The following is a 13,825-nucleotide window of genomic DNA, read 5'->3' on the forward strand; positions in this document are numbered from 1 at the left end:
ACCAAATCATTCCTTTGCCCAATCGCCTGATCTCAATATTGAACCTTGAACCTTGAACCTCACTCATATCTCTGCAGTATCTCAGTCCTTGCATAATACCCGTTATGTTCCATCAGCTCCCCGTGCGTCCCGGCCTCGGCAATCCGGCCGCTGTCGAGCACAATGATCCGGTCGGCAAAGGACACCGCCGGGATCCGGTGGGAGGCGATGATCACGGTTTTTTCCCGGGCCAGTTCCCGGATCACGGATATAATATCGGCCGCGGTCCGGGTGTCGACCTGTCCGATGGGATCGTCGAGCAGCAAAACAGGCGCATCCCGCAGAAGGGCCCGGGCCAGCACGATGCGCTGTTTCTGCCCCCCGGAAAGCACCACCCCTTTTTCGCCCACCGGTGTTTCAAATCCTTTTGGAAACTCGCAGATGGTTTCATAAAGCGAGGCCCGGCGCGCGGCTTCCACAAGCCGATCATGGTCCACGGATCTGCCGAATGTGATGTTTTCGGCAATGGTGCCGGAAAACAGATAAGGCTCCTGGGGCACGTGAGCGATCTGTTCCCGCAGATCGTCGAGTTTCAGGGTGCGGATATCATGGCCGTCGATCCGGATGACCCCGGCGGACACGTCATAGCGCCGTGTGAGCAGGTAGAGCAGGGTGGTCTTGCCCGAGCCCTGGGGGCCGATGATCCCGAGGGTATCGCCGGCTGGCACTTTGAGCTCGATGTTTTCAACAGCCGGCCCCGAGGCCTGCGGGTAGGAAAAACTGACCTGTTCAAAGCGGATTTCGCCCCTGACCCGGGAAAGCGGCCGGGCGTCTGCTGCATCCCGGATTTCGGGTTCGCTGGACAGAATCGAGTCGATTCTGTCCAAAGAGGCGCTTCCCCGCTGGATCAGGTTGGTGAGCCATCCCATGGCCATCATGGGCCACATGAGCATGTTGAGATAGCTGATAAAGGCCACGAAGTCGCCGGCCGTGATCCGCTCGAAAATGGCCAGCCGCCCGCCGTAGAAAACCACGATGGTCAGGCTCAGGTTGGTGAAAAACACCATCAGGGGGAAAAAAGAGCCGGTGATGCGCACCAGTTTGAGGTTTTCAGTGATATAGGCATTGGATACATCCTGCATGCGGGCCAGTTCGGTCTGCTCCCGGTTGTAGGCCTTGACCGTGCGGATGCCGGCAAAGCTTTCCCGGACCATTTCGGTCATGTCCGAAAATGTGGCCTGGACCCGGGTGTAGAGCCGGTGCATTTTTCGACCGACAACCCGGGTGACCACCACGATCACGGGCATGGGCAGCAGGGCCGCAATGGTGAGGCGAAGATCGATATAAGCCATAAACCCGATGGCCGCGCTTCCCAGAAACATCGCGTCGGTTAAGGCCACCATTCCCATGCCCACGGCCATGCGCACGTTGTTGATGTCATTTGTGGCATGGGCCATGAGATCGCCGGTGGAGCGCTGATCAAAAAACGGGGCGGAAAGGGTCTGGATATGGGAAAACAGCCGGTTGCGCAGCCCTTCTTCCACCACCCGGGAGGTGCCGATCAAAAGCCGGCGCCAGAAAAACCGCAGCACGGTCATGGCCGCGGCAATGCCTACGATCATGGCCGCATACCGGCCCAAGCCGGCCATGTCAACCTGGCCGGCGGTCAAATCGTCCACGGTCCATTTTACCACCCGGGGAATAAAGAGCTGGAGCACGTCCACGATCATCAGGCAGACAATGCCGATGAAAATCAGGTTCCGCCGCTGTGAGAAATAAGGTTTTATCAGGTGAAATGAACGCATGGACCTGTCCGTGTTTGATGGTGGCATTTGGATTACTATGCCGGTGCACGCGGTGTAAAGATTTTTTTGATGCCGGCACAAGGCCCCGGCTGCACCCGGGGTGGGCCGCAAAGAGGTCCACAAAGTGCATTGATATTTGATATCGCTCTGTGATAAGAAAAAGTTGCGGCGCAAACGTTTTTCACTGGCTGTTTTCGCGCCGGATCCGTTTCCGGGCCAGTCCCTGTCCCGGTTGATTTACCTGTTTGAAAGTTGGAAATGAGATCCAGCAGATATTTTTCCGGAAATCAGAAAGACCGGCGGCCTGCAGCCGGCGGCCACTGGCCGTGGTTTGCGGCTGTTGTGGTCGTTTTTTTTCTGGTCTTGTCTCCGGACCCCCGGGCCCAGCAGGATCAGCCCGTCAATGAAGCCCAGGAAACCGAAACCAACCAGCCGGCCAGCCGACTTTATCAGACCCTGACCCAGTCCTTTGGCGAAGCCATGGAGGTGGAGAAAGAGGAACTGCACCGGGTTGCCGCAGCACTTGAGTCTCTTCAGGCCGAAGCCGGAGAGGTGGAAGATCGGATGAACCGGATTCAGCTCATGGAATCCACCTATTCCAATCTTCTGCTGCTGCCCTCGGTGGATGTCCGGAAACTGGAACGGGCCAAAAGCCGCCAAAACGTTGCTGTGGGCTACATTCAGGAACAGCTCGAAAAAATCAAGGATGAAATCGCCGATTGGGAAAAGGCCCTGGAAGAGACCCGTGAGCAGGTTGCGTCCTATACGGATCAGCGTACGGAAATCAAAACCCGGCCGCCCCAGGTATCCCTTAGCAGCGAACTGGCCGAAGGACTCGATACCCTCATTGGCCTGCTCAAAACCAAGCAGGCCAAGATCGAGCAGATCCTGGAAATTTATAAGGATCAGCAGCAGGGCTTCAGCAGGCTGCTGGAAAGGATTCGTCCCCTTGGCGACAAGATCGAGGAACACATCGAGGTGCGCAAAAAAAGCCGCATCCTGCAGCACGATCCCAGCCCGATTCTGCGGCTGGCCAGGGGGGAACTGCGGACCAATCTGGGCGAATCCCTTGAGAGCCTCCGCGTCCTGATATTCGAGACCGCCTGGACCAAAACCGGGATGGTCACCTGGGATGAGTACAGCTTGTTTCTGGGCGTGTTTTTGTTTTTGCTGGCCGTGCTCCAGGCGATCTTGTATGCATGCACCCGGTTTTGCGGGTCACGGATGCAGAAAAGCCTGGATGATGAACGTTTCTGGCATTACGTCCTGCTCAAGCTGTTCCAAAAGTCCCTGCCATGGGCCGGGGCCATGGCCTACCTGTATTTTTTCCCGATCCGTCCCATATACCAGCTGACCCCGGTATTTTCCCTGCTGCCGCTGATCATCCGGGTGATTGCGCTGGTCATGGTGGTGCGATGGGGCTGGATATTTTTAAAGGCCCTGGGCGGGCAAACCTCGGATCCCTTGTTTCATCGCATATACTCGCCCCTGCGCCGCCTGTTTTCCGGATTTTTGATATACGGCATTGGTTATCTGTTTTTAAGCCGGTTGATCTGCACCAATTGCATGACCCTGATCGCCTGGCGGCTGATCTTTGAATTTTTGCTTCTGGGCTGGTGCATTTATTTTTTTTATGTATTCCGCCGCAGCACCGCCGGGTCCGAGTTTTCCGAGCATCGATGGTTTCCGCTGCTCAAACCCTTTCTGATTGCCATGGGTTACGGGCTGGTGCTGCCGGGTCTGCTGGCTGAGCTTATGGGTTTTGGCGGGCTGGCCGCGTACTGGTATTTCGGGTGGGCAAAAACAGCCTTGCTATTGTTCTGGGTGGTTATTCTGTATCGGGTGCTGCGGGAATCGGATGTGGCGGCCCACATTGAGCGTTCCGATGATGTGGATATAGACCCGCTCAGCCCTCGGCCCTATCCGGTGCGGTGGCTCATTGTCCGGCTGCTTCGGATCGGGGTCATGGCAGGGGCCCTGTTTTCTTTTTTTGTGGCATGGGGGGCGCCCCGCACCTTTCTGGTGGATATTCTGTATGCCATCAATTACGAGGCCACGGTGGGCGATTTCCGCTTAAGCCTGATGGGCTTTGTTTATGCCCTGATCGTGCTGCTGTTTGTCCATACTTTTACCGTGATCTTCAAGGAGTTTCTCCGCGGCCGGGTGCTAAGGGATACGGACATGGAGGCCGGCCTGAAGGATTCCATACTCCGGATCACCGGTTACGTGCTCTGGTCGGCGGGCATTTTGATTGCCCTTCGCACCGTGGGCATCAGCGGAACCGCCCTTACCGTGGTCTTCGGTGCCCTGGGTATCGGGCTTGGTTTCGGGCTGCAAAACATTTTCAATAATTTTTTAAGCGGCATTATCCTGCTGTTCGAGCGGCCCATCCAGGTCGGAGACGTCATTGAAATCGGCGACATATGGGGTACGATCCGGGAAATCAACGTGCGATCCACCCAGATGCGCACATTTGACAACGCAGAACTTATCATTCCGAATGCGGATCTGATCAGCCAGGTGGTCACCAACTGGAGTTACCGCGATGCCCGGATCCGCAGGACTGTCCAGGTGGGGGTGGCCTATGGCTCCGATGTCGCGCTGGTCAGGGAGGTTTTGATGGACGTGGCCTACCAGCATCCCCGGATCCTGCGCCGGCCCCACCCTGAGGTGCTGTTTTCGGATTTCGGGGACAGCGCATTGATTTTCAAGCTGCGTTTCTGGGTCCACATTGATTGGTTTTTAACCGTTGAAACAGACGTGCGCTGCGATATTGACAAGCAGTTTAAGGAGCACGGCATCACCATCCCCTTTCCCCAGCGGGATGTTTATCTGAAAACCGGCAAACTTGAGCCCCCTGCGTCAGCCGGGGCACAGGAGCAAAACGAAGCATGACACCACAATTTGTTATACTGGCGGTACTGGTAGTGCTTTCGGGCTTTTTTTCATCGTCTGAGACCGCTCTGTTTTCCATCAGCAAAACCAAGGCCCGGTATTTGGGCAATTCCGGGGGCCGGATCAACGATCTGATTTTCCGGATGAAAGAAGATCCCCACAGGCTGCTTTCCACCATTTTGATCGGCAACAACCTGGTCAACATTGCCGCTTCGTCCCTGGCCACGGCTGTTGCCATGCATTATTTGTCCAGCAACGCCGTAAGCATCGCCACCGGGATCATGACATTTCTGATTCTGGTGTTTGGCGAGATTTTTCCCAAGACCGTGGCCACCCAGCACAACGTGGCAGTAGCCCGCGTGGTGATCTTGCCGCTGTTCTGGCTTTCTTACGTGTTTCTGCCCGTGATCTGGATCTTAAATTTCATCCCGCGCCTGGCCGGCGCCGCCCGGGGCACGCCGCCGGTGACAGAAGACGAGCTGATCACGTTTGTTGACGTGGTGCATGAAGGCGGCCAGATCAATCCTGAGGAGCGCGAGCTGATCTACAACATCATCAAGCTTGATGACATCAACGTCTCGGAGATCATGACCCCGAGCGCGGACATGTTCGTGCTTGAACGGGGCGGGGAACCGGACCTGGCAAAAATCCTGGAATCCGGATATACCCGGATTCCGGTGATCGAGGGCAATATTGATCACGTGGTGGGGCTGGTCAATGTCAAGGACTTGTTTAAGCAGGAAATCCGCACTGAAACCGGGGTGGATATCGAAAAGATCATGCGTGCGCCGTATTTTGTTCCCGAGCACAAAAAGATCGACCAGCTGCTCAATCAGTTCAAGCGCAAAAAGGAGCATGCCGCCATCGTGGTCAATGAATACGGCGAGGTCTGCGGCCTGGTTACCCTTGAAGACGTGCTCGAGGCCATTGTGGGCGATATCGTGGATGAAACCGACATTGTCAAACCCCCGGTGGTCAAGATCCGGGACAAGGAATGGCTGGTGCTGGGCTCGGCCGACATCAGCATCGTCAATACCAGGCTGCGCATGAACATTCCGGAATCGTCCTCTTATGAAACCTTTACCGGCTTTATTTTAGAGCAGATCGGCCGGATTCCCCGGGAGCAGGAGCAGATCGTGATCGGAAAATTCGTGGTCACGGTCAAGGAGGTCGAAGGCAACCGGGTGATCTCCTTTATTGTCCAGCGCAAGTAAGCCGATATTATGAAGTCAGGTCTTTTTTCTTTTCCTCAAATTCGGCCTTGTCGATTTCCCCTCTGGCATACCGCTCCCTGAGGATTTCCAGGGCCCTGGATGTGGCAGCCCCGGTTCCGGCTGATGCGCCGGGCTCGGATCTGGTGCTTTGCACAAGCCATTTGATGAGCAAAACCAGACCCACGATGATCAGGACCCAGACCACGATGGTAAATATGCCGCCGAACCATCCCATAAAGCCGTATCCGCCCATCATGCCCGGGCCCATGTGCCATCCGTTGGGGCTGCCCTGCTGGGCAAGGGCAGCGCCGTCCAAAGTCATAATCCCAAAAGCCGCGGCCAGTGCCGCAGCAAAAACTGTCAAACGCCTCAATATCATTGCCGCCTCCTTGAAATGGATGCATTGATTGTGCAGTTGTCTGTATGACCCAAAACATAACAAGGATTTGTGCATTGTCGATCCGTCTGCCCGGGTTTGCCTGTTTATACGGACTGTCCTTGTGCCTGCCCGGATTAATGTGTATATTGAAGAAAAAAAGAATGGATTTAAGGCGTCCAAGGTTGGGGTTCGGTTTTTGAAGCGACATTGAGCATTTTTAAGTAAAAATGGTCAGGAGCGAAAAAACTGACCCCGACCGAAGGACTTCCTTATTGTCATGATATTGTCGCCCCCGGTGGCCGTCAGTATGTTTTTCATTTGAAACTTATCATTTACGCCGACAGGAATTTATGGAATCCGGAACGGTTGTGGAATATATCGACCAGCAGCGCATTATCTGCGCTGTGGTCCTGGAGCAAAAAGACGAGCGGCTGCGCCTGTTAAATGAAAACAACCGGGAGATCAACCAGAAGGCCGCCCGGCTTTCCCATGTCTCCCGTACAGGGCTGAAGCTCACCCAGGGCCGCGATCAACTGGTGGAATCGCTGAAAACCATTGGTCAGCGAAGGCAGGCCTTAAGCGCCCACATTGACATCAGGGAAATCTGGGAGGCGGTCCACAGCCTGGAGGAATGGATCGACCTGGACACCATGACCTCGTTTTGTTTTTCCGGCGAGCCGGACAATGACCAGGAATCAGCCGTGATCCGGGCCTTTTTTGAAAACCGCATTTATTTTAAATTCAGCCACGACTGGTTTTATCCCCACCCCGAAGAGGTGGTGGAAAACAACATTGCCCGCCAGGAGGCCGAACAGCGGCGCCAGCGGCTCGTTGAGGAAGGCGGCCAGTGGGTGCGCGCGGTGTTAAACAACGGCAGCGTGCCGCCGGATGTGGACCCTGAGGTCGTCGAACTGCTCAAGGCCTATTATCTCTACGGCAAGGAAAGTGCCCGGCAGACCACCGCCCGGGCCATTCTCACCCGGGCTGGCGTGGACAGCGCAGAGTCCATCTTCCCGGTGATGGTGCGCGCCGGTCACTGGCAGGCCCACGAGAACCTGGATCTTTACCGCTACGAGATTCCCATGGAATTTCCCGGATCGGTTCTGGGAAACGCCGCAGAACTGGAAGGCGCTGCGGATCAAATACCCGAATACGCCCATCGCCGGGACCTGACCGACCTGGATATTATCACCATCGACGGCCAGGGTACAATGGACTATGACGACGCCTTGAGTGTACAGGAAGCCGGCAAAAACCTGCGCATTGGCGTGCATATCTCGGATGTGGCCGCCCGGGTGGAAAAGGGCGGGGTAATCGACCAGGAGATCATTTCCCGGGGCACGTCCATTTACATGCCGGATTTGAAAATTCCCATGCTGCCCGCTGCCCTGGCCGAAGATGTCTGCAGCCTGCTAGAGGGGCAGAGGCGGCCGGCAATCAGCACGTTTTTTACCGTCACCCCCCACGGCGAATTGGTGGACTATGAAATCGTGCCCTCGGTGATCCGGGTCAGCCGGCAGATGAGCTATTTCGAGACAGATGCCGTGGCCCAAAGCGATGATCGCATCCGCGCGCTGCATGCAGCAGCGCAGGCCTTTAAAAAGCGGCGGCTGGAAAACGGGGCCGTGCAGATCCTGCTGCCCGAGCTGTACCTACGGGTGTGCAGTGCAGACGATATCCGGGTACGGATCCTGGACCGAGAGAGCCCGGGGCGGCTTTTGGTGGCGGAGATGATGATCATGGCCAACTGGGTCATGGCCCGGTTTCTGGCGGAAAAGCAGATGCCGGCCATTTTCCGGGCCCAGAACCATCCCCGGGGCCGGCTGTATTCCGGCACAGACGAGGGAACCCTGTTTCAGAACTGGATGCAGCGCCGGATGCTGTCCAGGGTCATTCTGGGCACCCGGGCCGATCACCACTCCGGGCTGGGACTGGACGCCTATACCACGGCCACATCTCCTATTCGCAAGTATTTTGACCTGGTTTCCCAGCGGCAGCTCCGGGCGTGTCTGGGTCTGGAGCAGGGCTATTCCGACTCCGAAATCGAGGAGATTCTTCAGCTGCTCCAGCCACCCCTGACCCATGCCAGACTGGTTCAAAACCGCCGGATGCGGTTTTGGATTCTCAAATACCTCGAGGGCATGATCGGCAGCAAGGCAGAAGCCATTGTTTTGGACAGGCGGCGCGACGGCTATACCATCCTGCTCAAGGACTATCTCATGGAAGCTCGCCTGCCTTCATCCGCCGGGGTGGAATTAAAGCCTCAAGACCTGGCCCGGGTTACGTTCCAGCACGTGGACGCCGCCCGAGACAAGCTCACCGTCTACCTGGGCTAAACCTTGAACCTTGAACCTTGATGGCGCCGTAAAAGTTCAATATCTGCGTTATGCGCAATTTCTCAGAATTTCACGTACGGCTAAGTACGCTGCATTCTTCGAAATTGCACAAGCCTTGATCTTGAACTTTTACGGCACCATCTGAAATCAGACTTTTTACGGTGCCATCAACCTTGAACTTCCCGAAGGGGATTCCATGTCTAAGACCAAAATCGTCTGTACCATCGGACCGGCCTGCGCGGATGTCCATATCCTTTCGCGCATGATCCATGCCGGCATGAGCGTGGCCCGGTTCAATTTCTCCCACGGCGGCCGGGAAGCGCATGCGGAAATGATCCGGATGGTGCGCACCGCCTCTGAGGAAACCGGGGTGCCCGTGGCCATCCTTCAGGATCTTCGGGGGCCCAAGATTCGCGTGGGAGAAGTTGAGGCCCCGGGCATTCATTTAAAAACCGGGGAAACCCTGGTTTTGACCACCGATGCCGAAGCCGGGCAGGGCAACAGGGTGTCTGTGAGCTATCCTCACCTGCCCGAGGACGTTTCTGTCGGCGACACCATTTTGCTGGCAGACGGACTCATGGAGATGGTTGTCACCCGGACCACGAAAACCGAGGTGCACTGTGAGGTGATCTCGGGCGGTACCCTGACATCGCACAAGGGCATCAATCTGCCTTCCGGCTCAGTTCGCACCCCGGCCATAACGGAAAAGGACAAGGGGGATCTTGCCTTCGGCCTTTCCCAGGATGTGGATTACGTGGCCATGTCCTTTGTGCGCCGCTCCGAGGACGTGCGCCAGGCAAAGGAGATCATCGCCCATGCCGGCCACAGCACCCCGGTGATCGCCAAGATCGAAAAGCACGAGGCCTTAAAGGATATAGACAACATCATGGACGTCTCAGACGGCATCATGGTGGCCCGGGGGGATCTGGGCGTGGAAATCCCCCTGGAAAATGTGCCCGGCACCCAGAAAATGCTGGTAGAGAAAGGAAACGAGGCCGGAAAACCGGTGATCATCGCCACCCAGATGCTGCGCTCCATGCTCGACTCCCCGCGCCCGACCCGGGCCGAGGCCACTGACGTGGCAAACGCGGTGTTAGACGGTGCCGATGCCCTTATGCTTTCAGAAGAAACCGCCACCGGCAATCACCCGGTGCGCGCCGTGGAATACATGGGCCGCATTGCCAAGGTCACCGAGGAAAAATACCCTTACGAAAAATCCTTTCAGGAAATTCTTCAGACCCGGATTTCCGAATCCGTGGCCCATGCCACCTGCATTCTTTCCGATCACCTGGCGGCCCGGGCCATTATCGCCACCACCAAAAGCGGCTACACCGCTCACCAGATCGCCCGGTTCCGTCCGAAAAGCCGGATCATTGCCGTATCTCCGGATATCCGGACCGTGCGCCAGCTCGCCCTTTACTGGGGATGTCTGCCCGGGCTCATGGATTACACCAAGGACACGGATGAAATGTTTGACCGGGCCTCGGAATTTGCCATTGAAAAGGGGCATGCCAAAAAGGGCGATCTCGTGGTGATCACCGCGGGTCATCCCATGTGGGAGGCCGGCACCACAAACATGATCACGGTGCGCCGGCTCGGAGACATTGTTTAGGGGCGGGTTGCCTTAAATGAGCACGCATTTGTCCAATCATCATATCCACCTGGCCGCAAGGTTGTCAGGCCTGCTGCCCCTGGCCCTGTTTGCCGCCGCCCTGGGCTTGGTTCCCGGGATCATGGCCGGTCGCAGCTATCGCGCGGCCATTGCTTGGGTGCCGGCTTTGGGCGTGGACCTGTCGCTGATGATCGACGGGTTAAGCCTTTTGTTTGTCCTGATTATCACGGGCATCGGGTTTTTTGTCAGCATTTATTCCGTGGATTATTTGTACGGCCATGCCCGCACCGGCCGTTTTTTCTTTTTTCTTCACGCCTTTATGATCTCCATGCTCGGCCTGGTCACCGCAGACAACGCCATTGCCCTGTTTGTGTTCTGGGAGCTGACCACCATATTTTCCTATCTGCTTATCGGATTTGAGCACGAACATGAAAAATCTCGCAAAAGCGCCCGTCAGGCCCTTCTGGTCACGGGTGCGGGGGGCCTGGCCCTGCTGGCGGGTTTTTTGCTTTTACAGATCGCTTCGGGCACATACGAGATTTCGGAGATGATCCATGTTGCCGGCGATCTGCAGGCCCATGGGCTCTACCCACCCATCCTGGTGCTTCTGTTTGCTGGCGCATTTACCAAGTCGGCCCAGTTTCCATTCCATTTCTGGCTGCCCAATGCCATGGCCGCGCCTTCGCCCATCAGCGCGTATCTGCACTCGGCCACCATGGTCAAGGGCGGGATTTATCTGCTGGCCCGGTTTTATCCCATCATGGGGGGGACTGCGGCCTGGGAGGCCACCCTGGTGCTTGTGGGCGGATTCACGGCCGTGCTGGGCGCCTTTACGGCCCTGGGGCAGACGGATCTCAAAAAGATCCTGGCCTATACCACGGTGGCGGCCCTGGGGATCATGACCATGCTGCTGGGCGGGCAGAGCACGCCTTCCATGACCGCTGTGCTCACCTTCCTGCTGGTGCATGCCCTGTATAAGTCCGCTCTTTTTTTGGTGGCGGGCATTATTGATCACCAGACCGGCACCCGGGAGATCGCCCGGTTAGACGGGCTTGCCCGGTCCATGCCGTTTACCGGATTTGCCGCATTTGCCGCATGCCTTTCCATGGCTGGTTTTCCGCTGTTTTTCGGGTTTATCGGAAAGGAGATCATGTACAAGGGCGTTTTGGCCGAAACCATGATGCCCGGGCTGGCCGCGTCAGCGGCGGTGCTGGCAAACGGCCTGATGACCGCAGTGGCGGGAGTTTTTCTGATCCGCCCGTTTCTCTCGGATCGGGCCGGGATTCATCTGGAGACAAAAGAAGCCGGGATCCGCATGTGGTCCGGCCCCATGATACTGGGGATGATTACCATCTTTTTTGGTGTTGTGCCGGAATTCGTGGGCCGGGTTTTGATCAAACCGGCGGTAAAGGCGATTCATGAGCCCACGGGATATGTTGAATTCGCCCTGTTCCACGGTATCAACGATCCTCTGGCCTTAAGCGTGCTGACCCTGGCCATTGGCGCGGCCCTGTATGTCAACCGCAAACGGGTCAACCGCGGGGTGTGCGCGGTGTATGCAGCCGTTTCCCTGGATGCCTCGCAATTATATGAACACGTGATCAACGCGGTGGCAGCCGCAGGCAAGGCCCAGAACCGGATTTTGCAGAACGGGTCTTTGCACCGCTATTTTTTCATCGTGGTGGCCGCGTTCTTCATGGTTACCACCTTGAGTTATGTCCGCGGCATGCAAGGGTTTGCCGCTGTTTCAATTACCATGCCCCCTGTGGAGCAGGGACTTTTGCTCATTGTGATCCTGGCTGCGGCGGCCGCGGTGGTGATCACGCACTCGGTGCTGCTGGCCATCTGCTCGCTGGGCGTGGTGGGCGCCGGTATTGCTGTTGTTTTTCTCATCTTCGGAGCCCCGGACCTGGCCCTGACACAGCTTCTGGTGGAAACCCTGACCGTGATCATTGTCTCCATTATTCTGCTCCGGCTGCCGTCGCTGGGTTCCGGCGACAGGCGGGCCCGCCGGCGAAAGTTTTTTGATGGGGCTCTGGCCGCGGCCACTGGAATTCTGGTCACCACCCTGATGCTCACAATGCTGTCTTCGCCCCTGGACCGCTCGCTGACGGAGTTTTTTGAGAAAAACAGCTACCTGGCCGCCCACGGCAAAAACATTGTCAACGTGATCCTGGTGGATTTCAGAAGCTTTGACACCCTGGGAGAAATCATCGTGGTGGCAGCCGCCGGCATTGCCGGCTATGCCCTGATCCGCAGAAGGAGGCTCAATCCATGACCCGCTCGGTGATTCTGGCAACCGCCACCCGTTTTCTGGTGAGCATGATTTTGGTGTTTTCGGTTTATCTGCTGCTGCGCGGGCATAATTCCACGGGCGGCGGGTTTTCCGGGGCCCTGGTAGCGGGCACGGGCTTTGCCCTGTATGCCATTTCAGAAGGGGCGCAATCCGTACGCCGGGCCATCCGGATCGATCCGCTGTGGTTGGTTGGCCTTGGCATGCTGGCCGCTCTTGTTTCCGGGCTGGCTGCCGCGGCGGCCGGAAAAACGTTTCTAACCGGTCTGTGGTGGACCATTGCCGAATTCAATGGCACGGAAATGGTTGTGGGCACCCCGTTTTTCTTTGATGTGGGCGTGTATGCCATTGTTCTGGGTGCGATTCTGACCCTGATTCTGGCCCTGGAACAGGATCTGGCAGAAGATCTGGAAAAGGATTGACATGGAAACCCTGCTGTCTGTGATATGCGGTTTTATGGTGGCCGCAAGTCTGTACCTGATGCTCTCAGGCAACCTGATCCGTTTTATCTTCGGGCTGGCGCTGGCTACCAACGCGGTGAACCTGTTGATTTTCGTTGCCGGCCGGCTTTCGCAGACCCATCCGCCGCTTATTGATCCGGATGCGGGGGTTGCGGCCCAGCCCATGGCAAACGCTTTGCCCCAGGCCCTGATCCTGACCGCCATTGTCATCGGGTTTGCGCTTAACTTCTCTCAGCCACTCTCCAAACCTGCCTTCTTTAATATGGGAAGGATACCAGTTAATTTTTTGGTTGTTTTTAATGAGCTGGTCTTTAACTTCTCTTACTTTAATAAACCAACTTCTCTTAGCGTAATAAAGCAAAGGAGAGGAACATCTCCAGCAGAAAGGATAATCATGCTCATAAGGCTTTTGAGCAAAAAGAAAGCCTTTCTTTTTTAAGTAGTCAATAATTATGGATTCTGTTTCCTCGCTTTTAACATATCTGCCTGCCAGTCCTTGGCCAACTTCTTTTGTAAATCTACCCGATTCATCAACAGTATGGATTTTAGGCAGGCCAACTTTCTCTCCGAGAAGATAGTCGTCTTCCCCGTACATAACAGCCGTATGGACAATTCCCGTTCCTTCTTCCGAGCTTACGAAATCAGCCGGATAGACTTTGTGGGAAGTCTCTGTTTTTAATTCCTTGACCTCAAACAAGGGACGATAGGATAGCCCAACGAGTTCAGAGCCTTTAAGGATTTTAAGGCTGTCCCATTCTTTTTTTATCTTTTCTTTATATACTTCGGGGAAAATATCCTCTTTTAAAATATCTTTTAAATTTTCCAAGCCCAAAATAATTTTATGGTCTCTT

Annotated in this window: 8 protein-coding genes and 2 pseudogenes; 7 read left to right on the forward strand and 3 right to left on the reverse strand. The window is 56.0% G+C overall.

The genetic code is table 11. The annotated features are described in order from the left end of the window. Window positions 1-59: 59 nt before the first annotated feature. Window positions 60-1,784 (reverse strand): ABC transporter ATP-binding protein, encoded by a 1,725-nt coding sequence (locus tag R6U41_RS05760; RefSeq protein WP_410268880.1) that lies wholly within the window; start codon window positions 1,782-1,784, stop codon window positions 60-62. Window positions 1,785-2,042: 258 nt separating this feature from the next. Between R6U41_RS05760 and R6U41_RS05765 the strand changes: the two genes are divergently transcribed. Next, window positions 2,043-4,679 (forward strand): mechanosensitive ion channel domain-containing protein, encoded by a 2,637-nt coding sequence (locus tag R6U41_RS05765; protein ID WP_410268881.1) that lies wholly within the window; start codon window positions 2,043-2,045, stop codon window positions 4,677-4,679. Continuing rightward, a complete protein-coding gene (locus R6U41_RS05770) occupies window positions 4,676-5,893 on the forward strand; it encodes a hemolysin family protein (protein WP_410268882.1) in 1,218 nt (405 codons plus the stop codon). The genes R6U41_RS05765 and R6U41_RS05770 overlap by 4 nt, the downstream gene beginning before the upstream one ends. Before the next feature lie 7 nt (window positions 5,894-5,900). Here the strand turns inward: R6U41_RS05770 and R6U41_RS05775 are convergent, their stop codons facing one another. Further along, the gene (locus tag R6U41_RS05775; protein WP_410268883.1) at window positions 5,901-6,266 is read right to left on the reverse strand and encodes an SHOCT domain-containing protein; all 366 of its coding nucleotides are present in this window, start codon (window positions 6,264-6,266) and stop codon (window positions 5,901-5,903) included. Between the two features lie 356 nt (window positions 6,267-6,622). On the opposite strand from R6U41_RS05775, the gene R6U41_RS05780 reads away from it, so the two are divergent. The 5 genes and pseudogenes from R6U41_RS05780 to R6U41_RS05800 form a co-directional block, all read left to right on the forward strand. Then, window positions 6,623-8,608, forward strand: a complete 1,986-nt coding sequence (locus tag R6U41_RS05780; RefSeq protein WP_410268884.1) for a ribonuclease catalytic domain-containing protein — start codon at window positions 6,623-6,625, stop codon at window positions 8,606-8,608. A gap of 196 nt (window positions 8,609-8,804) precedes the next feature. Next, on the forward strand, window positions 8,805-10,220 hold the full coding sequence (gene pyk / locus R6U41_RS05785; RefSeq protein WP_410268885.1) for a pyruvate kinase: 1,416 nt from the start codon (window positions 8,805-8,807) through the stop codon (window positions 10,218-10,220). A gap of 16 nt (window positions 10,221-10,236) precedes the next feature. Then, on the forward strand, window positions 10,237-12,498 hold the full coding sequence (mbhE, locus tag R6U41_RS05790; protein ID WP_410268886.1) for a hydrogen gas-evolving membrane-bound hydrogenase subunit E: 2,262 nt from the start codon (window positions 10,237-10,239) through the stop codon (window positions 12,496-12,498). Further along, complete coding sequence (locus R6U41_RS05795; RefSeq protein ID WP_410268887.1) at window positions 12,495-12,935, forward strand: Na+/H+ antiporter subunit B; 441 nt, start codon at window positions 12,495-12,497, stop codon at window positions 12,933-12,935. Before mbhE ends, R6U41_RS05795 begins: the two co-directional genes overlap by 4 nt. Before the next feature lie 58 nt (window positions 12,936-12,993). After that, window positions 12,994-13,137: pseudogene (locus R6U41_RS05800) on the forward strand (cation:proton antiporter); the annotation flags it as partial. Between the two features lie 120 nt (window positions 13,138-13,257). On the opposite strand, the pseudogene R6U41_RS05805 reads toward R6U41_RS05800, so the two are convergent. Next, a pseudogene (locus tag R6U41_RS05805) lies at window positions 13,258-13,569 on the reverse strand (hypothetical protein); the annotation flags it as partial. Window positions 13,570-13,825: the final 256 nt, after the last annotated feature.

Source organism: Desulfosalsimonas sp. (genome assembly GCF_046483245.1).
GTDB lineage: Bacteria > Desulfobacterota > Desulfobacteria > Desulfobacterales > Desulfosalsimonadaceae > Desulfosalsimonas.